The organism is Ramlibacter sp. (genome assembly GCF_035548915.1).
Classification (GTDB): Bacteria; Pseudomonadota; Gammaproteobacteria; order Burkholderiales; family Burkholderiaceae_C; genus Ramlibacter.
Genome location: NZ_DASZSE010000034.1, coordinates 32818 through 54156 on the forward strand (window position 1 = coordinate 32818; position 21339 = coordinate 54156).

Sequence of the window (21339 nt, forward strand, 5' to 3'; positions counted from 1 at the left end):
GGCGCATGACCCCGTCCCCCGTTCCCGCCGCGCAGGTGAAGGCCGTGCGCGCCTTCAACCGCTTTTACACGCAGCGCATCGGCGTGCTGCGCCGCTACCTGGGTTCGGACTTCACGCTGACCGAAGTGCGGGTGCTCTACGAACTCGCCCATCGCAAGCATTGCACCGCCACCGAGCTCGGGCGCGACCTGGACCTCGACGCCGGCTACCTGAGCCGCATCCTGCGGCGCTTCCAGCACCAGGGCTGGATCGAACGCGAAGCCGCGAGCCACGACGCGCGCCAGAGCTTTTTGCGCATCACCGACGCGGGCCATGCGGCGTTCGAGCCGCTGCAGCAGAAGTCGCGCGACGAAACCGCCGCGCTGCTGGCGACCGTGCCGCCCGAAGCGCGCCCCCGCCTCATCGAGGCCATGGGGACGGTGCGGCATCTCCTCGATGCACCGGCCGCCGACGCGCAACCGCGCCGCATCGAGCTGCGCGAGCCGCGGCCGGGCGACATGGGCTGGGTCGTGCAGGCGCACGGCGAGCTCTACTGGCGCGAATACCAGTTCGATGCGCGCTTCGAGGCGCTGGTGGCCGAGATCGCCGCAAAATTCATCCGCAACTTCGATCCCGAATACGAAAGAGGCTGGATCGCCGAAGTCGACGGCGAACGCGCGGGGTCCGTCTTCGTCATGCGGCGCTCCCGCACGATCGCGCAACTGCGCTTGCTGATCCTCACGCCCGCAGCGCGCGGACTCGGGCTCGGCGGACGGCTTGTCGACGAGTGCATCGCGTTCGCGCGCGAGAAGCGCTACCGCCGGCTGATGCTTTGGACTCAGAGCCACCTCGAGGCCGCGCGAGCCATCTACCGGTCCCGCGGATTCCAGGTGACGAAGCGCGAGCGCTACGAGGCCGATTTCCACCCGGGCCTCGTGAGCGAGATCTGGGAGCTCAAGCTCTGAGCCGCGCCCTCGCCGCCGCCGCGGCCATGGGCGTGCTGGTCGGCGCCGCCATCGTCGCGTCGCGCTTCGTGCTGGCCGAAGTGCCGCCGCTCACGCTCGCGATGCTGCGCTACGCGATCGGCTTCGCGTGCCTCGCGCCCTTCGCCTGGCCCGCGTGGCGCGCGCATCGCGAGAGCTTCCCGGCGCCTTCCACGCGGGACCTGCTGGCCATGGCCGTGCTCGGCATCGCGCAGTTCGGCGTGCTGATCGCACTCATGAACTGGGGGCTTGCCACCGTCAACGCGGCCAACGCCGCGCTCATCTTCAGCCTCTTTCCACTGATCACGCTGCTCTTCGGCGCGGCACTCGGGCGGGAGCGCATCTCCGCGCGGCTCGCCGCCGGTCTCGTGATTTCCATCGGGGGCGTGGCCCTGTCGCTCGCGCCGAAGCTCGCGACGCGCGATCCGCGCGCCTGGTGGGGAGAACTCGCCGTCTTCGCATCCGCTTGCATCGGCGCGGCGTGCAGCGTGCTGTACAGACCCTATCTGCAGCGCTATCCGACCGTGCCGGTCTCCGCGTTCGCGATGCTCGCCTCGGTGCTGTTTCTTGCCTTCGCGGCGATCGGAGAGGACTGGCCGCGGCGGGTCGCAACGCTGGGGATCGAGACGTGGGGCGTGGTCGCCTTCATCGGCTTGTCGAGCGGCGTGGGGTACTTCTGCCTGCTCTACGCGCTGAAGCACGAGTCGCCCACGCGCGTGACGATGTTCCTCGCCCTCAACCCGGCCACGGCAGCGCTGCTCGGCTGGTGGGCGCTCGGCGAGACGGTGCACGCGAGTCTTCTCGCCGGCCTCGTCATGATCTTCGCGGGCCTCTGGCTGGCCGGAGAGCGACGACCCTTGACGGGAAATCGACAGCCCGCGCTTCGATAATGGAGGCATGCCAGAAGCGCCCCGCGCAGCGCGGCCTGCGAAGACCGCGACGCCGATCCCGATGACGTCCGATGCGGCGCGGTCCACGTCGCCCAATGGCGTGACGCAGCCGGAGTCCACAACGGCCGCCGAGGCCGAGCGGCCGCGCCCCGCGTCCCTGTCGGAGCTATTCATCTCGCTCACCATCCTTGCTCTCCAGGGCTTCGGCGGCGTGCTCGCCGTGGTGCAGCGCGAGCTGGTCGAGCGGCGCGGCTGGATGACGCAGGAAGAATTCGTCGAGGAATGGGCCGTCGCGCAGATTCTTCCCGGACCGAACGTGGTGAACCTCGGCATCATGCTCGGCAACCGCTGGTTCGGCTGGCGCGGCGCGATCGTGGGGGTGCTCGGGCTCATCGCCGTGCCGCTGCTCGTCGTGCTCGTCCTCGCGCTCGTCTACGCGCAATTCGCGGGCAATGCGCACGTGGCGGGTGCGTTGCGGGGCATGGGCGCCGTCGCGGCGGGACTCATCACCGCCACCGGTGTGAAGCTCTTCGGCACGCTCAGGACCCACCCGCTGGGTGTCCCCGCCTGCCTCGTTCTCGGTGCGCTCACGTTCGCGGGCGTCGCGATCCTCAGATGGCCGCTCGCGTGGGTGCTGCTCGGGCTCGGCGGCCTCTCGTGCGTGCTCACCTACGCGAGGCTCGCGCGATGACGATCGCGATGTCGTTTCCCGACTGGCTCGCCCTCTTCCTGCATTACACGATGCTGTCGCTGCTCGCGGTGGGCGGCGCGATCACCACCGCGCCCGACATGCACCGCTACCTCGTGCAGGAGCAGCATTGGCTCAGCGAAGCGCAATTCAGCGCTTCGGTGGCGATCGCGCAGGCCGCGCCGGGGCCGAACGTGCTCTTCGTCGCGCTCCTCGGCTGGAACGTCGGGCTGAACGCGGGCAATACGGCCACCGCCCTGCTCGGACTCGCCGTCTGCATGCTCGGGACGCTTCTGCCGAGCACGGCGCTCACCTACTACGCGACACGCTGGAGCCACGAGAACCGCGACCTGCGCGGCGTGCGCGCGTTCAAGCAGGGCATGGCGCCGATCGTGGTGGCCCTGCTCGTTGCCACGGGCTGGATCCTCGCGACGGGCGGCCACACCGGGCTCGAGCACTGGCCGCTGTGGCTCCTGGCCTTCGTGAGCATGCTGCTCGTGTGGCGCACGAAGATTCATCTGTTGTGGCTGCTCGGGGCGGGAGCGATTCTCGGGTGGTTCGGGCTCGTCTGAGCCATGGGCACCGGGATTTGCATATCCGGATAACGAAACAAGAACTCTGTCGTTCCATTCGGAGGCGGCGCTTCCCAGAATGCGTGTATCCCAATTCGCGCAAAGAGCGGAGTCACCCGAATGTCCATCCTGCTGCTGGCCGGAAGCCCCTCCGAGCGGTCGCGCTCGGCGGCACTGCTCGACCGCGTGAGCCATCGGCTGGGCGGCCGCGGTCCGCTGATCGAGCGGCTGCACATCCGCGACCTCTCTCCGCAGGCGCTGCTCCTGGCCGACACGTCGCATCGCACGATCCGCGCGGCCGCGGACGCGGTGCGGCGCGCCGCCGCCGTCGTGGTCGCCACGCCCGTCTACAAGGCCGCGTACAGCGGCGTGCTGAAGGTCTTTCTCGACCTGTTGCCGCAAACGGCATTGCGCGAGAAGGTGATCCTGCCCCTCGCCACGGGCGGCAGCCCCCACCACATGCTTGCGCTCGACTACGCGCTGCGTCCCGTGCTCCAGTCGCTCGGAGCGCGCCACATCCTGCCCGGCATCTACGCGACGGACTCGCAGGTGACGCTGCTGCCCGAAGGCGGCTGGCACATCGCCTCCGACGTCGATGCGCGGCTCGACGACGCCGTGCTCGAGCTGGTGCGGGAACACGCGCGCAACACGCCCTCGGCCGGCACCTTCCAGCCGGTGCCCTTCGAGAACGTGCGATGTAGCGTCTGAACCCGCCGCCGCCCCCCGCCGAATTCACCCCCCCATCACAGCCCGCGCCGCGCGGGCAAGGAGAACCTTTGCCATGAAGAAACTGTTGAATGCCGTCGTACGCCGCGCGGCACTGCTCGCGCTCGCTTCCACCCTCGCGCTGCCCGCGCTCGCGCAGTCCGGGAAAGACCTGCGCATCGGCTATCAGAAGGGCGCGAGCCTGCTCGTGCTGCAGAAGGCCCAGGGCAGCATCGAGAAGAAGCTCGCCCCGCTCGGCGTGGGCGTGAAGTGGGTCGAGTTTCCCGCGGGTCCGCAGCTGCTCGAAGGTCTGAACGTCGGCTCGGTGGACGTCGGCTTCACCGGCGAGGCGCCGCCCATCTTCGCGCAGGCCGCGGGCGCGCGGTTCTACTACATCGGCAACGAACCGGCCGCGCCGAGAGCCGAGGCGATCGTCGTGCCGAAGGATTCGGCGATCCGGTCGGTCGCCGAACTGAAGGGCCGCAAGGTCGCGCTGAACAAGGGCAGCAACGTGCATTACCTGCTCGTGAAGCTGCTCGAAAAGCACGGGCTGAAGGTCTCCGACATCACCCCCGTCTACCTGCCGCCCGCCGACGCGCGGGCCGCCTTCGAGAGCAAGGCCGTCGACGCCTGGGCCATCTGGGATCCCTACACCGCGGCGGCCGAGAAGCAGATCGGCGCGCGCGTCCTCGCCGATGCGACGGGCGTCGCGAGCAATCACCAGTTCTACCTCGCCGAACGCGGCTATGCCGACCGCAACCCGCAGGTGATCCGCGCGCTCTTCGCCGACTCGGTGGAAAAGGGAGAGTGGCTCAAGGCGCACCCGCGCCAAGCCGCCGAACAGATCGCGCCTTTGCAGGGCTTGCCGGTCGACGTCGTCGAAGTGAGCCTGCGCCGCTCGGAGTTCGGCGTGAAGCCGCTCACGCCCGCTGTGACCGCGCAGCAGCAGCGGATCGCCGATACGTTCACCGAGCTCAGGCTGATCCCGAAGCCGATCTCGGTGCGCGAAGCGGCATGGCAGGAACCGCAGTGATGGACCGCCGCGACTTCCTCCACGCGCCGAAGCGCTTCCCGCGGCATCACCTGGAGCAGCAGCGATGAAAGTGTTCTGGTTCCTTCCCACCCATGGCGACAGCCGCTATCTCGGCACGGCCGAGGGCGCGCGCCAGGTCGACCACGACTATCTGAAGCAGATCGCGCAGGCCGCGGACCATCTCGGCTACGAAGGCGTGCTGATTCCCACGGGCCGCTCGTGCGAGGACCCGTGGGTGGTGGCCTCCAGCCTGATCGCGGTGACGAGGAAGCTCAAGTTCCTGGTGGCCGTGCGCCCCGGCCTGCACCAGCCGAGTCTCGCGGCGCGCATGGCCGCGAGCTTCGACCGCCTCTCCGGCGGCCGCCTGCTGGTCAACCTCGTGACCGGGGGCGACCAGGTGGAGCTCGAAGGCGACGGCGTCTTCCTCGATCACGCCGAGCGCTACCGGCAGTCGAGCGAGTTCATCCGCATCTGGCGCGAAATCCTCGCGCGCAGCCACGACGGGCGGTCGTTCGACTACGAGGGCGAACATCTCGGCGTGCGCGGCGCGAAGCTCATGTTCCCCCCCGTGCAGCAGCCGCACCCGCCTGTGTATTTCGGCGGATCGTCGGAAGCGGCGCACGAACTCGCCGCGCAGCAGGCCGAGACCTATCTCACCTGGGGCGAGCCGCCCGACCAAGTCGCGCGCAAGGTCGCCGACGTGCGCCTGCGCGCCGCGCGCCACGGCCGTGAAGTGCAGTTCGGGATACGCCTGCACGTGATCGTGCGCGAGACCGAAGACGCCGCATGGCAGGCCGCCGAAGCGCTCATCGGCCGCCTGGACGACGCGACGGTGCTGCGTGCGCAGGAAGCATTCGCGCGCATGGATTCGGAAGGCCAGCGCCGCATGGCCGCGCTCCACGGCAACGGACGCAGGAGAACGCGCGCGGACCTCGAGATCTCGCCCAACCTGTGGGCCGGCGTCGGACTGGTTCGCGGCGGCGCGGGCACGGCGCTCGTCGGCAGCCCGCAAACAGTGGCGGCACGCATCGAGGAGTACGCCTCGCTCGGCCTCGACAAGTTCATTCTCTCCGGCTATCCGCATCTCGAGGAGGCGTATCGCTTCGCGGAACTCGTGTTCCCGCTGCTGCCCGCGCGAGCGAGCGAGCAGCTTCCCGGCCGGGTATTGTCCGGTCCCTTCGGCGAAGTGGTCGCGAACAGCTACGAGCCGCGGCCTTCGCGGGCGTGACATGGGACCGCCCGAACTGCAGACCGGCGCGCTCACGATGGAGCCGACCGGCTTCGCCGTGCCGGAAGCGAAATGCGACGTTCGGCCTTCGCGCGCCGCGGCGCTGCTGCGCGTGGCCGCAGCCCGGTCGTTGCCGTGGGCGTTGCCTCTCGCGCTGGTCGCGGTGTGGCAAGGCGCTTCGCAGCTCGGATGGCTTTCCACGCGCGTGCTGCCCGAGCCGGTCGAAGTGCTGAAGGCTTTCCGCAGGCTCGCCGCGTCCGGCGAGTTGTGGACGCACGTCAAGGTGAGCGCCGCGCGCGCGTTCGGCGGACTCGCGATCGGCGGCACGCTCGGACTCGCGCTCGGGCTCCTCACCGGCTCCGTGCGCTGGGCGGAACGGCTTCTGGACACGAGCCTGCAGATGCTGCGCAACATCCCCGCGCTCGCGTTGATCCCGCTCGTGATCCTCTGGTTCGGGATCGACGAGAGCGCGAAGCTGTTCCTGATCGCCGTGTCCGTGTTCTTTCCGATCTACCTCAACACGTTCCACGGCATCCGCAACGTCGACCCGGGTCTGATCGAGATGGCACGCACCTACGGGCTGCGCGGCTGGCCGCTGTATCGGCAGGTGATCCTGCCCGGCGCGCTCTCTTCCATCCTCGTGGGCCTGCGCTTCTCGCTCGGCCTCATGTGGGTGATCCTGATCGTCGCCGAGACGATCTCCGCGCAGGCGGGCATCGGCTATCTCACGATGAACGCGCGCGAGTTCCTGCAGACGGACGTCGTGCTCGTGGGCATCCTGCTCTATGCGCTCCTCGGCAAGCTTGCCGACGTCGCCGCGAGCGGGCTCGAGCGCTGGTGGCTGCGCTGGCATCCCGCCCATCAATGAAAGACGCCATGAATTCCTCCGCCGATCCCGGCGCGCGCGTGACGCTGCACCGCCTCTCGAAACGCTATGTCCGCCGCGACGTCCTGCGGCGCGCGAGCCTCGAGATCGAACCCGGCGAATTCGTCGCCATCGTGGGGCGCAGCGGCTGCGGCAAGAGCACGCTCCTGCGCCTGGTCGCGGGCCTCGAAGACCCGACGCGCGGCAGCGTGCGGATCGACGGCGACGCGCAGGGCGGCCTGCGCGAGGACACGCGCATCATGTTCCAGGACGCGCGTCTGCTGCCGTGGCGCCGCGTGTGGGACAACGTCGCGCTCGGTCTCGCGTCCGAGCGGCACGATCAGGCGCTCGACCTGCTCGGGCAGGTGGGACTCGCGGACCGGGCCGGCGAATGGCCCTCCCGCCTCTCCGGCGGCCAGCGCCAGCGCGTGGCGCTCGCGCGGGCACTGGCGCACGAGCCGCGCCTTCTTCTGCTGGACGAGCCGCTCGGCGCGCTGGATGCGCTCACGCGCATCGAGATGCAGCGGCTCATCGAATCGCTCTGGCGGCGCCACGGCTTCACGGCGCTGCTCGTCACGCACGACGTGCAGGAGGCCGTGAGCCTCGCCGACCGGGTCGTGCTGATCGAGGAGGGGCAGGTCACGATGGACCTTCGCATCCCGCTGCCCCGCCCGCGTTCGCACGGCGACGCGGCGTTCGCGGCGCTCGAGCAGCAGATCCTGGCGCGCGTCCTCGAGACAACCGAGGCCGACCCGCCGGATGCCCACCGGTTCCAGCCCGCGGCCCATGCGCTGCGCTGGGCCGTCTGATTCGTTCCAACCACAGGAGAAACACCATGGCGATTCAAGCGATCAACGTCCGCAACCAGTTCAAGGGTCAGGTGAAGGAAATCATCCGGGGCGACGTGCTGTCGGAAGTGGATGTGCAGACACCCTGGGGCATCGTGACATCGGTCATCACGACGCGCTCGGTCGACGAGCTTCAGCTCAAGCCCGGCAGCGACGTGGTTGCGCTCGTCAAAGCCACGGAAGTGTCGATCGCGAAGCTCTGACGCGCGAAGTGGATGCCTCGCCGGTCACGCCACCCGGCGGTCCACGCCCGCCTTGCGATGGAAAAACACGAGCTGCGCCGCGCGCCGCATCGCGGCGGTTGCGAGCAGGCGATCGAAGATCCAGTCGTTCTGGAAACGATCGTAGAGCGTGCGCAACACCCGTTTCGCGCGAAACCGCGGATACGCGCGGGCGAGCCAGCCGGCGGGATCGTCCGCAGCGCCGCACAGATGCGCCGCGACCGCATCGCCCACGCGCTCGCCATGCCACAGCGCCGTATGGATGCCGCCCGCCGTCACGGGCGACACCATGCCGGCCGCATCGCCCACGAGCAGCGCACCGGGGCATGCAACGCGCGCGAGCAGGCCGCCGCAGGGAATGAGCCCCGCGCGCACCGACGACGCGCGGCCCTCGCACGTCACGTGCCCGCGCACCTTGTGCAGAAAGGGCGCGAGATCGACCGCGCCCGCGCGCATCCCGCTGGAACGCCGCGCGAGTCCCACCTGCGCCGCGCGAACGCCCGCGAACGCCCAGGCGATGTACCCGGGCGCGAGCTTCGCGTCGATGAAGCAGTGCAGGAGGTCCGGCGCCAGGGCCGCCTCGGCATACTCGTGCTCGATGCCGAAGAGAAACTCGGTGTTGCGCGAGAGGCCGAGGACCTGCGCCACGCGCGATCGTGGACCGTCCGCGCCGACGAGATAGCGTGCGGCGATCTCCTCGCCCGATGCGAACGGGATGCGCCATTCGCCGCCCGCGCGGCGCGCCTCGGTGAACAGGCGCTCGAGCCGAACGTCCACGCCGCAGGCCCGAACCGACTCCACCATCCAGTCCATGAGCGCGGGCGCATCGGTGGCCCAGAAGTAGTAGCCGGGCGCCGCGAGGTCCACGTGGCGCAGGTTGGGCGCGTAAAGCCGCACGCCATCGATGCGCCGCACGAGCGCGGCGGGCACCTCGCGCAGCCAGGCGACCGAATCCACGGCGTCCTTCACGACAAGGCCCGTGGTGTGCAGTTTCTCGCCGGCGGTTGCCTTCTTCTCGATCACCGCGACCCGCAAGCCGCCGAGCGCTGCCGCACGCGCGCACGCGAGCCCGGCGAAGCTGGCTCCGACCACCGCCAGGTCGACCTTCATCGGCCGCGCTGCCGCACCGCTTCGTACAGACAGATGCCGCTTGCCACCGAGACGTTCAGGCTCTCGACCGCCCCGAGCATGGGGATCGCCACGAGATCGTCGCAGGTCTTGCGCGTGAGCTGCCGCATGCCCGTGCCCTCCGCGCCCATCACGAGCGCGAGCGGGTCCTTCAGGTCCGCCTGGTAGAGCGTCTTGTCCGCGTCGTCGGAAAGCCCCACGCACCGGATGCCGCGCTCCTTCAGCTCGCCCATCGTGCGCGCGAGATTGGTCACCATGAAGTACGGCACCGTCTCGGCCGCGCCGCTCGCGACCTTCGCGACGGTCGCATTGATCCCGGCGGCGTGATCCTTCGGCGCGACCACGGCATGCACTCCGGCGCCGTCGGCCACGCGCAGGCAGGCGCCGAGGTTGTGCGGGTCGGTCACGCCGTCCAGCACGAGCACGAGCGGCGGCCCTTCCACACCGTCCAGCAGATCGTCGAGCGAATGCGTCTGCGCAAGCGGCTGCACGCGCGCGACCACGCCCTGGTGGCCGACGGTGCCCGCGAGCTTCGCGAGCCGCTCGGCGTCCGCCTCGATCAGGCGCACGCCCGCTTCGCCCGCGCGCGCCACGAACTGCCGCATGCGGGCGTCCCGCCGCGACGGGTCCGCGTAAATCTCGACGATGGACTGCGGCGCGGTCTTCAGGCGTACGCCCACCGCATGAAAGCCGAAAAGGACTCGGGAGGACATCCCTGGATTATCCGGTGCGCCATCGAAGAGTCGGGTGGATAGAATCGTCCTCAATATTCGGCAAGGCGAGAGGGGAATCGGAATGGGACTGCGCCTCAAGTTCAACCTGGTGCTGGTTGTCGTGTTCCTGGCCGGCTTCGCCGCGGCGGGCTTCGTTTCGCGCGAACTGCTGCAGGCCAACGCCCGCGACGAAGTCGTGCGCGACGCGCGCCTCATGCTCGAAGCCGCGCTTTCCGTTCGGTCCTACACGGTCGACCAGATCCGCCCCCACCTCATCAAGCAGCTCGACGACGTCTTCCTGCCGCAGACCGTGCCCGCGTTCGCGGCCACCGAGACGATCAACACGCTGCGCAAGAAGTACGCGGAATACAGCTACAAGGAAGCGACGCTCAACCCGACCAATCCGCGCGACCGCACGGCCGACTGGGAAGCCGACCTCGTGAACCGGTTTCGCAACCATGCGGACGTGACCGAAGTCGTCTCCGAGCGGCAGTCGGCCAACGGCCGCAGCCTTTTCATCGCGCGGCCGATCCAGATCACCAACGCGGCCTGCCTGCAGTGCCACAACACCGCCGCCGAGGCGCCGCCCACCATGATCAAGATCTACGGCGAGGCGAACGGGTTCGGCTGGAAGCACAACGAGATCGTCGGCGCCCAGATCGTGAGCGTGCCGATGGAAGTGCCGCTCGCCAAAGCCGAGAACGCATTCCACACCTTCATGCTGTCGCTCGCCGGCGTGTTCGTGGCCGTCTTCGTCGTGCTGAACGTCATGCTGAGCTGGCTCATCGTGCGGCCGATCCGGAAGATGTCGGAGTCGGCGGACAGGATCAGCACCGGCGACTTCGGCGAACCCGAATTCAGCGAGCGGGGCGGCGACGAAGTCGCGGTGCTCGGCAGCTCCTTCAATCGCATGCGCCGCAGCCTCGAGAAGGCCATGCAGATGATCGGCGAGCAGTAGCCGCCGCGCGATGGGCCCGCCCGACGCCACGCCGCCCGCGCCACCGCACGCCGCGGCGGCGGACGAAGCGGCGCTGCCCGCGGGCTACGCCATCCACGAGTACCGCATCGAAAAGACGCTGGGCGGCGGCGGCTTCGGCATCACCTACCTCGCGCGCGACGACAACCTGAACCTGCCCGTCGCGATCAAGGAGTACTTTCCCTCCGACCTCGCCGTGCGCGGCACGGGCCACACGGTCCACATCCGATCCGGCAACGAAGACAACCGCGGCACGTTCGAATGGGGGCTCGAGCGCTTCCTCGACGAAGCGCGCGCGCTCGCGACCTTTCGCCACGCCAACATCGTGCGCGTGCTGCGCTACTTCCGCGAAAACGGCACGGCCTACATCGTGATGGAGTACGAGTCGGGCCTGTCGCTGAAGAAGTGGGTGCCGCAGCACGCGCCGCTCTCGCAGCGCTCGCTGCTCGGCATCGTCCTGCCCCTGCTCGAAGGACTGGAGCAGGTGCACGGCGCGGGCTTTCTTCACCGCGACATCAAGCCCGACAACATCTACGTGCGCGCGGACAACTCCCCCGTGCTGCTGGACTTCGGTTCGGCCCGGCGCATGTCGGGCAACAAGGAGCTCACGAACATCGTGAGTCCCGGCTTCGCGCCGTTCGAGCAGTACCACTCGCAGGGGCACCAGGGGCCGTGGACCGACATCTACTCGATCGGCGCGGTGATGTACTGGATGGTGACGGGCAGGAAGCCCGTGGAATCGGCCGCGCGCGTGAAGACCGACGAGATGGTGCCGGCGGCCGAACTCGCCGACGATTCGGTCTACGGCGCGGCCCTCCTTGCCGCGATCGACTGGGCGCTGCAGCCGGAGGAAGGCCGCCGTCCGCAGTCGGTGGCCGAGTTCCGCAGTTCGGTGGATGGCGCGGCCACGCTCGACGTCGTGCTGCCCGACGACGGCAACCGCACCGACACTCGCGCTCTGCCGAAGGGCGCGGTGCGTGCGCTCGAGCCCGCCTCCACTACCGTCCCCGGCCCGCAGGCGAAGCGCACGCTCCTGTGCACGATCCTCTTTCTCGACATGGTCGGCTATTCGGTGCGGTCGGTGGACGATCAGCAGGCGATCCGCAAGATGTTCAAGGACCTGCTCGGCAAGGCGCTGCGCGGGGTGCCGGAGGAAACGCGCATCGCCATCGACACGGGCGACGGCGCGGCCATCTGCTTCATGGGCGACCCGGAGGAGGCGCTGCGCTCCACGCTGCTGTTGCGCGACCTGCTCGGGCAGCGCCAGGGCAAGGCGTTCGCGCTCCGGCTCGGGCTGCACATGGGGCCGGTGCGCGTCGTGAAGGACATCAACGAACGCGTGAACGTGATCGGCGACGGCATCAACGTCGCGCAGCGCGTGATGGATTTCGCGCAGCCGAACCAGGTGCTCGTCTCGCGCGCGTACTACGACGTGATCTCGCGCATCACCGACGACACGGCCGACATGTTCGCCTACCTCGGGCAGTACGAGGACAAGCACGGTCGCGTGCATGAACTCTATGCGGCCGGCTCGCCGGGCGGCGCGAAGACATCGACCACGAAGCGCACCGGCCCGTCGACCGGCTACACGCAGACGGTGCCGGTGCAAGGAGCCGCGCTCGACGATGCGAGCGCCGCGGAGGTGGAGGCCGAACTCGCGCGGCACATCGGCCCGCTCGCGCGCGTGCTGGTGGCCAAGGCGCGGCCGCTCGCGCAGTCGGTGGAGCAGTTGCGCGAGACGCTCGCGCCCACGATCCAGGACGAGGCCTTGCGCGAACTGTTTCTCTCGGGGCAGCAAGGGCCGAGCAGCCATCCGCCGCATAGCCATGCGACGGGCGGCCAGAGCGTTGCGATTTCGAAGCCGCGCGGTGTCACTCAGCCGCGTTCCGGCGCGATGCCTTCGGCGCCCGCGAAGTCGAACACGATGCCGCGTTCGGCGCTCGGTGCGAGCATTCCCGCGCAGCGCGCGGCGCCGGCAGCGCAGCCGATTTCCACTCGCAGCGGCTCGACCACCACGCGGCCGCTCGATCTGCCCGCCGAGGAAGTCGCCGCGATGGAACTCGCGCTCAGCAAGTTCATCGGGCCGATGGCACGCATCGTGGTGCGCAAGGAGATCGCCCGCAGCGCGACCTTCAAGGACCTCGTCGCGGCGATGGTGGACAACGTCGACCGCAAGGACCAGCGCGAAGCTTTCCTCGCGGCGTTGCACAAGGCGCTGCCGCGGCGAAGCTTCTAGCGGTCTTCGGCCTCGCTGCCGATCCGGGGTGCTTCATGCATCCGGGTCCTCGGGCGGCGGCGGCGTGCGCGGCGATGGGTCCTGCTCGGGCGGCGGCAGGTGAGGCGACGGCTCCTGCTCGGGAGGCGGTGGGGTGAGCGGCTCATCGTCCGACGACAATGGCGGCGGCAATGCCTCCGACGACGGCGAGGTTTGCCCCGGGGGCGGGGGCAATTCTTCCGAGGCGGGCACTCGGGTTCGCAATGCCTCGTCGACTTCGTGCAGCGCTCCACCCAACTGGATGAGCGTCGATCTGTATTCCTGCGTGCGCCTCGGGTCCAGCGGAGGCCGGACGCCGAACTCCCGAAGTTGCGCGATCAGTGCCGCCGCGAGAGGCCGCGTGAGCGGCCCAAAGGATGTCGAAAGCCCTCGCACCCTGTTGTCTTGACAGGTCTCCTGGAATCTCTGAACGCTGGAGGCGAGCGAGGCGGCGATTTGCCAAACGGAAAGCAACAGGGCCGCGCCCGGCGAGGTCACCTGCCGAACGAGCCCTGGCACGGAATCGCGGATTCTCCCAGCGAGCTGAGTTCCCTGGAATTCGATCTGTTCACGGCGGGCGCGAAGCACATTGCCGACGATGCGGACCATGTCCTCGTCGAGGTCGCTCGAGGTGTGGATGCGGTGGAGGGCGACGCCTCCCAGTTTTTGGAAGAACGTGGCGACCTCTTCTTCATTCACGCGGTGCCCCGCCAGCCATGCGGAAAGCGTCCGCATGTCGATCCGGGCGGGCACAACCGTTTCGAGCAGCACGCCCTCCGGTGTCATCCGCCCCTCGCGCGTACCCCGGAGTCGTGCGCGCGCGGCCGCGAGCACGGCGCCGACGCGCGGAAGCGTGTCCTGTCCTGGCGGCGTGAATCCGTCCAGGTTGTAGACCAGCGATGCGACCGCCTCCAGGGGCATGGCGTTCAGGCACCCGCTCACGTGCTGGGCGAACGCACCCGGCGCGAGATCCAGGTTCTCGATCTCGCGCACCCAGGTTTGCACCAGGCTCGCGCTCGGAAGCGGCGTCGCGAGCACGTTCAGTTTGCCCGCGACGGTGTTGCTCATGCTCAACCAGTCGCCGTCGATCTCGGCAAGGCTGCGGCGGTGGGCTTCGGGAGGCGGCGGCGGCTCGTTGGGCAGGGCCTGCGCAGGAAGATTGCTTCGCGCCTGCGAGAGAAAGCGCCTGTAGGTGTCGCGCCGCATGAGCTCGGCGATGGCCTCCCGGGCCGCCGCGAACGCGTCCGTGAGCAATCGATGGCGTTCGGCATCCGGCAGGTCCGGCGACGAGGCGCGTTCGATCGCGTCCTTGATCGCCTGGCGCGTCTGGGCAGGCAGGTTGACCTGCTGGGGCGCCCCTTGCGCGACGTACTCGCCCCGAATCCCTTCGGCCCGCGAGATCGCTTCTTCGAGAGAGCCGATCTTGTCGAACTCGTTCAACGCGCGGATGAAGGAGATGTTCTCCATGCTGTGCTCGCGTTCCAGAAAGTCGATGAGTTCGTCGACCAGGTAAGGGTTCGCATCGGCGCGGGTCAATTCGCTCACCTCGTCGGGCACATCGCTGCCCCGCCAGAAATCGACCGAGGCGGGAACGAGGGCGGCCGCGCCGTCGGGCGAAATCTTGATGTCCCAGCTCAAGCCCGTTCGCACGGGTTCGTCGAGCGCGACGACTCTTTCCCGTCCCATCGGGTCGATCACCCGCGCGCGGGTCGTCTTCGGAAATCTCCAGCGGCAAGTCACGACGAGACCGTTTCTTCCATTGCGGCGAATGCTGAACGCGACCCGGCCGGCACTCGATGGAATGAAAGGCGTGCCGTCCGCCAGGCGGAAGGGGTTGTCGGGGGAATGGACGATCGCCCCGGTCAAGGCACCCGTGGCGCCGCCGCTCGCGACGCGCCGAAGGGTTCGCAGCATGGCCGGCGCATCGCTCGTCCACTGCATCAGCTTCCGATCGGCTGCAAGGAGCACCTGTTGCCGGTCCGTCCCGGGCCGCGTCAGCTCTTCCTTGTCCACCAGCGGGGCGCCGTCCAGGACGTAGTCGGCAAGTTCCTCCGGGTCCGCAGCCGTCTGCGGCGCCTCGACAATGCTTCGCAGTTCCTTGCCGAGGAGAGTCCGCACGTTGCGCGATGCAGCGCCCGAGACGACGCTGACGCTCTCGTTCGTTTCGATCTCGATCGCGCAGGCCGCCCGCAACGTCTCGCGCACCGCCGGACTCACCATGGCAAGCTGGGGGATGCAAGGCGATTCGTCCTCTCCGGCCGGGTCGGCTGCCGTGCGCATCGCACAAAGCGCCGACTCGAGCCGGCGCAGTTCATCGGGCAGCGCATCGAACATCTTGACCGCGGCCGTGCGGCCCACTTCCCGCAGGACGGCGCGCAGTTCGCGCATCTTCACGCGGCGCAGCGCCCGGGCCAGCGCGTCGCGTTCCTCGCCAGAGAGGTTTTCGGCGATCAGTTCCTTCAGGTCGTCCACGAAACTGCCCTTGTACGGATAGGAACTCCTCGCGTGCATCGCCCGGGCATCCTTGATCCGGCGCAGCACTTCGGTCAGCGAGCGGCCGTCGGAGGCGTTCTGCACCGCCTCGATCACCGGCAGGAAGAGCGAAAGGAAATTCGCGTGCCCCTCGCGCGTCCTGGGCTCGCGAGCGGCATTCGCTCGGCTGTGCATCCCGGATGCGTGCGGGTCGCCGGCGGCGACGGGGACCAAGTTGCGCGCATGCAGTGAATTCCCGGCGAGCATCAGGACGGTCGCCTGCTCGGGCGCGCCCGTGGGCTGGACGTGCGAGACCAGTTCGCTCAATCGCTCGGCAATCATGACCGTCGCGAAGAAATTGCTGATCGCGGGCGGGTCGATGACGCCTTGCTGAAGCAGGCATGCGATCGCCTGCACGATCACGGCGTCGCATTCCGTCCCCGGGAATGCTTCCATGACTTCGGACACCGCGCGCGAATAGACCTCGGCGTCGCCGCTTGCGATGGCCTCGGCCAAGGCCGACTGGATCGAGGGACGTTGCGCTACCGCGAGCAGCCGGTCTTCCGCTCCTGCCGCCGCCGGATCGGGCGGAGCCGCCTTTCGCGAGCCCCTCAGCGTCCCCGTCTTTGCCCGCACCGAAGCCATGAATCCTTTCGGGCGGCTCGAGAGGCTGCCGGCGGACGGACGCTTGAACTCCGGCTCCGGGCGGAAGGGCTTCTCCTCGGCGTCGGCACCTGCCACCGGGCGCCGACCGGTTGCGGCAACGAGGGACGACCGTCCGCCGTCAATGGGCCGAGGCGGCCCGGGTGGAAGGTCATCCCTGCCGACAACCGCACTGCGCCTTGCGCGCGGCTGCATCTCTTCGTGTTCGACAGGCTGTGGCTCGCCCGGAAGCAGCGCCGCGTTCGGCGAAGTGGTGATCGAATTCGGAGCTGACATGGCGTACTTCCTGAAGAGGGACGCCGGTTGAGTGACGCTCGAAGCGATTCCGTTCCACTCGACAGTTCGTACTCTTGCGCATGAGGGCATGCACGAATCGAAGACGGCTAGAGCGCCTGCGCGAGCCGCTGCACGCCCTCCTCGATCTTCTGCGTGCCGACGGTGGCGAAGCTCAGGCGCAGCGTGCTCGCGTCCGCGTCCTTCGCGAAGAACGGCGCGCCCGGCACAAAGGCCACGCCCTTTTCGATGGCGCGCTTCGCGAATTCGCCCGCGTCCGACACCTTGCCGCCCGCGCCGGTGAGCCGCGCCCAGAAGAAGAGGCCGCCCTTGGGTTCGGTGAATTCGATGGCGTCTCCCAGTTCGCGCCGCAATGCATGGGCCATCGCCTGCGCGCGCTCCGCGTAGATCTGCCGCACGCGATGCAGCGTATCGGGCATGCGCCCGCTCTTCAGGTACTGCGCCGCGGTCGCCTGGCTGAACGTGCTCGTGCACGCGTCGCTGAACTGCTTGCACATCGTGGCCTTCGCGAGCAGCCCGGGCTCGGCGATCATCCAGCCCACGCGAAGCCCCGGGCTCAGCACCTTGCTCATGCTGCCGCAATGCGCAATCCACTCGCGGCTGCCCGGGACCTCGCGGCTCAGGGCGAAGATGCTGGGCGGCGGGGCCTCGCCGAAGAAGAGGTCGCCATAAGGATCGTCTTCCACCACCAGCGTCTCGTACTGCTTCGCGAGTTCGAGCACCTTCAGGCGCCGCTCGCGCGTGAGCGTCGCGCCGCTCGGGTTGCCGAAGGTCGGGATGAGGTACACGAGCTTGGGCCGGTGCTCGCGGATCAATGCCTCGAGCTTGTCCGTTTGCACGCCCTGCGCGTCGATCGGCGCGCTCACGAGGTCCGCGCCATAGAGCCGGAAGCACTGGATCGTGGCGAGGAAGGTCGGCCCCTCGACGATCACCTTGTCGCCGGGGGAGATCATCGTCTTGCCCAAGAGGTCGAGCGCCTGCTGGCTGCCGGTGGTCGTGATCAGGTTCGTCGGCTCGAGCCCGGTGACGCCCTTGCCGCGCATGAACGCGGCGATCTGCGTGCGCAGCGGCTCGTAGCCTTCGGTGGCGCCGTATTGCAGGGCGCCGCCGGGTTCTTCCTTCAGCGCCGCGTCGACGGACGCCTGGATGCCCGCGACGTCGAAGAGCGCGCTGTCGGGAAAGCCGCCCGCGAACGAAATGATGCCGGGCTTGCCGAGGAGCTTGAAGAGTTCGCGGATGGCGGAGGTTTCGACGTTGTCGAGGCGGGAGGCGAATTGGAGGGGCATGATGGGGTTTCCACGGGATGCGGCGATGGTAGCGAAAACGGCCGCGGGGAGTAGACTGCCAGCCGCATCGACAAAGGCTGAGTGCATGATCGAGAAGGACCTGGACATCTCCACGCCGCACGGCGGCATGAACACGTTCGTCGTGCATCCGGACGAAGGCGGCCCGCACCCGGTGGTGCTCTTCTACATGGATGCGCCGGGCAAGCGCGAGGAACTGCACGACATGGCGCGGCGCATCGCCAGCGTCGGCTACTACGTGGTGCTGCCCAATCTGTACTACCGGCGCACGCGCGAGTTCGAACTGCGCGAACGCACGCCGGAGGCGATGGCGCCGATGTTCGAGCACATGAATTCGCTCACCAACGCGATGGTCGTGCGCGACACCGAGGCCATGCTGCGCTTCGTCGATGGGCTGCCCGAGGCGGACGCATCGCGCATCGGATGCGTGGGCTACTGCATGAGCGGGCCGTTCGTGTTCGCGGCGGCGGCCGCGTTCGCCGACCGCATCCGGTGCATCGCCGCGATTCACGGCGCGAAGATGGTGACCGACCGCGACGACTCGCCGCACCTCATGGCAGGCCGCATCCGGTGCGAAACGTACGTCGGCTGCGCCGAGAACGACATCTGGGCGACGAAGGAACAGATGGCGGTGCTGCAGAAGGCGCTCGACGAGGGCGGCACGAACTATCGGCTGGAGTGGTACCCGGGTGCGCAGCACGGCTTCGTGTTTCCGAAGCGCGAGGGGATTTACGACAAGGCCTCGGCGGAGAGGCATTGGGAAAGGCTTTTCGGGCTCTTTGCGAGGAACCTTTCAGGCGGCGTTACGCGCGGGGCGCGTTAAAGACACTGGATCCCCGCGTGCGCGGGGATGACGTGGGGGGGCGCGGCGATGACGTGGAGGGGGCGCGGGGATGACGAACGACACGCCTACCGCGACGGCTTGTCCCGGAACGCGTCGCTGTTCGCCGCGATCGCGCGCTCTTTCTCGTCACGACGCAACTGGCGCTGCCCCTCGATCGCGAGCGACGACACCTCCTCGATCACACGATCGTGCATCGCGGTGCTCGTGGACGCGAGCGGGTCCTCGGTCGTGAGCACGATGTCGCGCAGACGCGTTTGCCGCGGCCGCTCCACGATGTCCGGCTTCGCCGTCGATCCTTCGGCGTGCATGATGTCCAGCGCCCGCTCGGCTTCCTCCTCGTCGCGCGCATCCACCACCAGGACCGCGCGGCCGCCCTGCACGGCGGCAGTGTAGGTGCCGGCATAACTCTGCTGGTGATCCAGCCCGAACAGGCTCGCGAAGAACCGGCCGATGCTGTCGAGCGTGCCGCGGTCCACGGCGACTTCGCGCTCGGGCTGCTCATGAATCCGCTCGCGAATCGCCCCCTGCCCGGTCGACGCTTCGCTCGCGATATGCTGGATGTGGACATCCTCACGCGCGACGCCGGATGCGACCAGCCGGTCCATCGCCCGCTGCGCCGAGGCGCGGTCTTCGAATGCCGAAATGACGGTGTGCATGGTTTTCTCCACAAGGGGGTTCTGCTCATCCGATCGTGCGTGCGGGCACGGCCATGCGCGGTGCGCCCCTGTCGCCGTCCAGGGTAGTCCCCGTCCGACTGCCTGAGGCTGCCTCTGGCACGGCGAAACGGCCGCGCGTGCACGGCTGCATCTCGGCCGTGCAAACCGCCTACTGGGAAACGAGCCGGCCGTCGCGCGTCACCATCGCGAGGTCCACGAACTTGCTGCCGTGATGCGATCCCGGCTGGAACGTGATCCTGTAGCCGCCCAGATCGTAGGTGCCGAGGTTCGCGAGCGCCTCGAGCACCGACTTCGCGTTCACCGGCTTCTTCGCGCGCCGGATGCCCTCGGTGAGCACCTTCGCGGCGAAGCAGGCTTCCAGCTGCGTCGAATTCATCGATTTCACGCCCTGCGCTTCGAGTGCCGCCGCACATGCGCGCACGGCCGGGATCGTCGAGCCCGGCAGCGGCACCACCTGCGTGATCGAAACACCCGAGCCCGCGGGCCCCGCCGCCTTGATGTACTGGTCCGCCCCGACGAAGGAGAGGCTCGAAGTCGGCACGATGCGCCCCATCGCGACGAGCTGCTTTTGCAGCGCCGCGGCCGAGCCGGAGAGCGTGGTGTTGATCACGAGCTGCGGCTGCTGGGCCACGAGCGCGTCGGCATCCGCGCGTCCGACGGCCGCATTGCGCTTGAGCATCAGGTGCTGCGGCTTCAGGCCGATCTTGCCGAGCCACTCCTGCACCACCGCGAAATTCTGGTTGCCCACTTCGTCGTCGTAGTGCACGACGGAGACGCGCGTGAGGCCAAGGCTCGTCCAGAACCGCAGCATCTTCTCCATCTCCTGTCCGTACGACGCGCGCACGGTGAAGAGCACGGGGTTGTTGACGCGCACCGGGTTCGCGCCCGAGAACGGCGCGAAGAACGCTACGCCCTTGGCTTCGGCCTGCGGCAGCGCGTCCAGGCTCAGCGTGGCCGATGCGAAGCCGAAGAGCGCAAGGAGATTCGGATTTTCGAGCAGCGTCTTCGCGTTGGCACCGGCCTGCTTGCGGTCGTTCCTGTCGTCGAGCGTGACGAGCTCGATCGGGCGGCCCTGCACGCCGCCCCTTGCGTTGACGGAGGCGAACCACGCGTTCGCGCCGCTGCGGATGTCGTTGCCGAACTGCGCGTTGCCGCCGGTGAGCGGGGCCGACTGGCCGACGACCCATGAGTCCTGAGCGTGCGCCGCGAGGGCCATGCCGAGCGCTGCCGTGAGCGCCGCGAGCGCCTTGCACATTACGACCAAATTCGTCTCCTGCCTCTGCGCACTTGTCCACTGGAACCGTCCATGAGGTTAACGCGTGCGGCGCGCAGGGCAAGCGGCCACCGATCGGGGATTTCCCGCGCTTCGTCGGCGTGCTGCTACAAGGCGTAACTGGAATCGCTCGGCGCGGTCTGCAGCATGGCCGGGCGCTGTGCGAACGGGTCGAACCAGTCGGCGAGTGCCGGATGCTTCGCGCGCCAGCCCAGGTCCGCATGGCGAAAGTCGAGGTAGCCGAGAGCCGCCGCGAAGGCGATGTGACCGAGATTGAGGAGCGCGGTGAGGTCCGGCAGCTGCTCTTCCATCATCTGCAGCGCCCCGGCGATCTTCAGGCGGCGGCGCGCCTGGGTCTGCGCCGACTGCTCCTGCACGGGCCGCCTGCCTTCGACCGTCATCGCGACGGCGAGCTCCATCAGGCCGTCGGCCAGCGCCTGCGCGCGCAGGACGCGCCAGCGGTCGCCCCCCGCCTGGGGGATGAGCCGGGGCCGGTCGTTGCGGCTTTCCAGATATTCGCAGATCACGGGGCTGTCGTAGAGGACCAGATCGGTCCCCACGACGAGCGTGGGCACGAGCCCGAGGCGGTTTGCCTGCGCGAGCTCGCCCGAGTTGGCGTAAGGGTTGCATTCCACTTCGCTCAGGCCGCCCGCGAGTCCTTTCTCGCGGGCGAAGACGCGCACCTTGCGTGCGAATGGAGAAGACGACGAGAAGAACAGCTTCATGGCG

The 21339-nt window shown here is 68.7% G+C and carries 20 protein-coding genes; 13 read left to right on the top strand and 7 right to left on the bottom strand.

Translation table 11 applies throughout. The annotated features are described in order from the left end of the window. Window positions 1-5 precede the first annotated feature (5 nt). The 10 genes from VHA82_RS12785 (at window position 6) to VHA82_RS12830 (ending at window position 7994) form a co-directional block, all read left to right on the top strand. Complete coding sequence (locus VHA82_RS12785) at window positions 6-944, top strand: helix-turn-helix domain-containing GNAT family N-acetyltransferase (RefSeq protein WP_325544176.1); 939 nt, start codon at window positions 6-8, stop codon at window positions 942-944. After that, the gene (locus VHA82_RS12790; protein ID WP_325544306.1) at window positions 941-1852 is read left to right on the top strand and encodes a DMT family transporter; all 912 of its coding nucleotides are present in this window, start codon (window positions 941-943) and stop codon (window positions 1850-1852) included. The genes VHA82_RS12785 and VHA82_RS12790 overlap by 4 nt, the downstream gene beginning before the upstream one ends. Window positions 1853-1859: 7 nt before the next feature. After that, the gene (locus VHA82_RS12795) at window positions 1860-2543 is read left to right on the top strand and encodes a chromate transporter (RefSeq protein WP_325544177.1); all 684 of its coding nucleotides are present in this window, start codon (window positions 1860-1862) and stop codon (window positions 2541-2543) included. After that, window positions 2540-3112 (top strand): chromate transporter, encoded by a 573-nt coding sequence (locus VHA82_RS12800; protein WP_325544179.1) that lies wholly within the window; start codon window positions 2540-2542, stop codon window positions 3110-3112. The genes VHA82_RS12795 and VHA82_RS12800 overlap by 4 nt, the downstream gene beginning before the upstream one ends. Window positions 3113-3232: 120 nt before the next feature. Next, window positions 3233-3820 carry an NADPH-dependent FMN reductase gene (gene ssuE, locus VHA82_RS12805; protein ID WP_325544181.1) on the top strand — a complete coding sequence of 196 codons (588 nt, stop codon included), beginning with the start codon at window positions 3233-3235 and terminating at the stop codon, window positions 3818-3820. A gap of 73 nt (window positions 3821-3893) precedes the next feature. Then, window positions 3894-4850 (top strand): sulfonate ABC transporter substrate-binding protein, encoded by a 957-nt coding sequence (locus VHA82_RS12810; protein ID WP_325544183.1) that lies wholly within the window; start codon window positions 3894-3896, stop codon window positions 4848-4850. 64 nt (window positions 4851-4914) lie between these two features. After that, window positions 4915-6078, top strand: coding sequence for an FMNH2-dependent alkanesulfonate monooxygenase (gene ssuD / locus VHA82_RS12815; RefSeq protein WP_325544185.1), 1164 nt, complete (start codon window positions 4915-4917; stop codon window positions 6076-6078). A gap of 1 nt (window position 6079) precedes the next feature. Continuing rightward, the gene (gene ssuC / locus VHA82_RS12820; RefSeq protein WP_325544187.1) at window positions 6080-6946 is read left to right on the top strand and encodes an aliphatic sulfonate ABC transporter permease SsuC; all 867 of its coding nucleotides are present in this window, start codon (window positions 6080-6082) and stop codon (window positions 6944-6946) included. 8 nt (window positions 6947-6954) lie between these two features. Next, a complete protein-coding gene (locus VHA82_RS12825) occupies window positions 6955-7752 on the top strand; it encodes an ATP-binding cassette domain-containing protein (protein ID WP_325544189.1) in 798 nt (265 codons plus the stop codon). Between the two features lie 26 nt (window positions 7753-7778). Further along, on the top strand, window positions 7779-7994 hold the full coding sequence (locus tag VHA82_RS12830) for a molybdopterin-binding protein (protein WP_325544191.1): 216 nt from the start codon (window positions 7779-7781) through the stop codon (window positions 7992-7994). 24 nt (window positions 7995-8018) lie between these two features. Here the strand turns inward: VHA82_RS12830 and VHA82_RS12835 are convergent, their stop codons facing one another. Together VHA82_RS12835 and rlmB are read right to left on the bottom strand one after the other, a co-directional pair. After that, the gene (locus VHA82_RS12835) at window positions 8019-9122 is read right to left on the bottom strand and encodes an NAD(P)/FAD-dependent oxidoreductase (RefSeq protein ID WP_325544193.1); all 1104 of its coding nucleotides are present in this window, start codon (window positions 9120-9122) and stop codon (window positions 8019-8021) included. Further along, the gene (gene rlmB / locus VHA82_RS12840; protein WP_325544195.1) at window positions 9119-9853 is read right to left on the bottom strand and encodes a 23S rRNA (guanosine(2251)-2'-O)-methyltransferase RlmB; all 735 of its coding nucleotides are present in this window, start codon (window positions 9851-9853) and stop codon (window positions 9119-9121) included. Before rlmB ends, VHA82_RS12835 begins: the two co-directional genes overlap by 4 nt. 82 nt (window positions 9854-9935) lie before the next feature. Between rlmB and VHA82_RS12845 the strand changes: the two genes are divergently transcribed. Together VHA82_RS12845 and VHA82_RS12850 are read left to right on the top strand one after the other, a co-directional pair. Beyond that, window positions 9936-10811 carry a c-type heme family protein gene (locus tag VHA82_RS12845; RefSeq protein WP_325544197.1) on the top strand — a complete coding sequence of 292 codons (876 nt, stop codon included), beginning with the start codon at window positions 9936-9938 and terminating at the stop codon, window positions 10809-10811. Between the two features lie 10 nt (window positions 10812-10821). Next, window positions 10822-13065, top strand: a complete 2244-nt coding sequence (locus VHA82_RS12850; RefSeq protein ID WP_325544199.1) for a protein kinase domain-containing protein — start codon at window positions 10822-10824, stop codon at window positions 13063-13065. A 33-nt stretch (window positions 13066-13098) separates the two neighbouring features. On the opposite strand, the gene VHA82_RS12855 is transcribed toward VHA82_RS12850, so the two are convergent. Together VHA82_RS12855 and VHA82_RS12860 are read right to left on the bottom strand one after the other, a co-directional pair. Further along, window positions 13099-16296: a hypothetical protein gene (locus VHA82_RS12855; RefSeq protein WP_325544201.1), complete on the bottom strand. Its 3198-nt coding sequence runs from the start codon at window positions 16294-16296 to the stop codon at window positions 13099-13101. Between the two features lie 305 nt (window positions 16297-16601). After that, entirely contained in the window at window positions 16602-17798 is a 1197-nt protein-coding gene (locus VHA82_RS12860) for a PLP-dependent aminotransferase family protein (RefSeq protein WP_325544203.1), read from the bottom strand. 85 nt (window positions 17799-17883) lie between these two features. On the opposite strand from VHA82_RS12860, the gene VHA82_RS12865 reads away from it, so the two are divergent. Then, the gene (locus VHA82_RS12865; protein WP_325544205.1) at window positions 17884-18639 is read left to right on the top strand and encodes a dienelactone hydrolase family protein; all 756 of its coding nucleotides are present in this window, start codon (window positions 17884-17886) and stop codon (window positions 18637-18639) included. Between the two features lie 86 nt (window positions 18640-18725). Here VHA82_RS12865 and VHA82_RS12870 read toward each other — a convergent pair whose 3' ends face one another. The 3 genes from VHA82_RS12870 to VHA82_RS12880 all read right to left on the bottom strand — a co-directional run bounded on the left by VHA82_RS12870 (window position 18726) and on the right by VHA82_RS12880 (window position 21335). Next, window positions 18726-19316, bottom strand: a complete 591-nt coding sequence (locus tag VHA82_RS12870) for a hypothetical protein (RefSeq protein ID WP_325544208.1) — start codon at window positions 19314-19316, stop codon at window positions 18726-18728. Window positions 19317-19485: 169 nt separating this feature from the next. After that, the gene (locus tag VHA82_RS12875) at window positions 19486-20592 is read right to left on the bottom strand and encodes an ABC transporter substrate-binding protein (protein ID WP_325544210.1); all 1107 of its coding nucleotides are present in this window, start codon (window positions 20590-20592) and stop codon (window positions 19486-19488) included. Window positions 20593-20717: 125 nt separating this feature from the next. Beyond that, window positions 20718-21335: a glutathione S-transferase N-terminal domain-containing protein gene (locus tag VHA82_RS12880; RefSeq protein WP_325544212.1), complete on the bottom strand. Its 618-nt coding sequence runs from the start codon at window positions 21333-21335 to the stop codon at window positions 20718-20720. Window positions 21336-21339: the final 4 nt, after the last annotated feature.

Excerpts from the sequence above, each read along its gene's own strand:
- VHA82_RS12785 (WP_325544176.1), top strand. The coding sequence starts at position 6 with ATGACCCCGTCCCCCGTTCCCGCCGCGCAGGTGAAGGCCGTGCGCGCC.
- VHA82_RS12795 (WP_325544177.1), top strand. The coding sequence starts at position 1,860 with ATGCCAGAAGCGCCCCGCGCAGCGCGGCCTGCGAAGACCGCGACGCCG.
- VHA82_RS12800 (WP_325544179.1), top strand. The coding sequence starts at position 2,540 with ATGACGATCGCGATGTCGTTTCCCGACTGGCTCGCCCTCTTCCTGCAT.
- ssuE (WP_325544181.1), top strand. The coding sequence starts at position 3,233 with ATGTCCATCCTGCTGCTGGCCGGAAGCCCCTCCGAGCGGTCGCGCTCG.
- VHA82_RS12810 (WP_325544183.1), top strand. The coding sequence starts at position 3,894 with ATGAAGAAACTGTTGAATGCCGTCGTACGCCGCGCGGCACTGCTCGCG.
- ssuD (WP_325544185.1), top strand. The coding sequence starts at position 4,915 with ATGAAAGTGTTCTGGTTCCTTCCCACCCATGGCGACAGCCGCTATCTC.
- ssuC (WP_325544187.1), top strand. The coding sequence starts at position 6,080 with ATGGGACCGCCCGAACTGCAGACCGGCGCGCTCACGATGGAGCCGACC.
- VHA82_RS12825 (WP_325544189.1), top strand. The coding sequence starts at position 6,955 with ATGAATTCCTCCGCCGATCCCGGCGCGCGCGTGACGCTGCACCGCCTC.
- VHA82_RS12830 (WP_325544191.1), top strand. The coding sequence starts at position 7,779 with ATGGCGATTCAAGCGATCAACGTCCGCAACCAGTTCAAGGGTCAGGTG.
- VHA82_RS12835 (WP_325544193.1), bottom strand. The coding sequence starts at position 9,122 with ATGAAGGTCGACCTGGCGGTGGTCGGAGCCAGCTTCGCCGGGCTCGCG.
- rlmB (WP_325544195.1), bottom strand. The coding sequence starts at position 9,853 with ATGTCCTCCCGAGTCCTTTTCGGCTTTCATGCGGTGGGCGTACGCCTG.
- VHA82_RS12845 (WP_325544197.1), top strand. The coding sequence starts at position 9,936 with ATGGGACTGCGCCTCAAGTTCAACCTGGTGCTGGTTGTCGTGTTCCTG.
- VHA82_RS12850 (WP_325544199.1), top strand. The coding sequence starts at position 10,822 with ATGGGCCCGCCCGACGCCACGCCGCCCGCGCCACCGCACGCCGCGGCG.
- VHA82_RS12860 (WP_325544203.1), bottom strand. The coding sequence starts at position 17,798 with ATGCCCCTCCAATTCGCCTCCCGCCTCGACAACGTCGAAACCTCCGCC.
- VHA82_RS12865 (WP_325544205.1), top strand. The coding sequence starts at position 17,884 with ATGATCGAGAAGGACCTGGACATCTCCACGCCGCACGGCGGCATGAAC.
- VHA82_RS12870 (WP_325544208.1), bottom strand. The coding sequence starts at position 19,316 with ATGCACACCGTCATTTCGGCATTCGAAGACCGCGCCTCGGCGCAGCGG.
- VHA82_RS12875 (WP_325544210.1), bottom strand. The coding sequence starts at position 20,592 with ATGTGCAAGGCGCTCGCGGCGCTCACGGCAGCGCTCGGCATGGCCCTC.
- VHA82_RS12880 (WP_325544212.1), bottom strand. The coding sequence starts at position 21,335 with ATGAAGCTGTTCTTCTCGTCGTCTTCTCCATTCGCACGCAAGGTGCGC.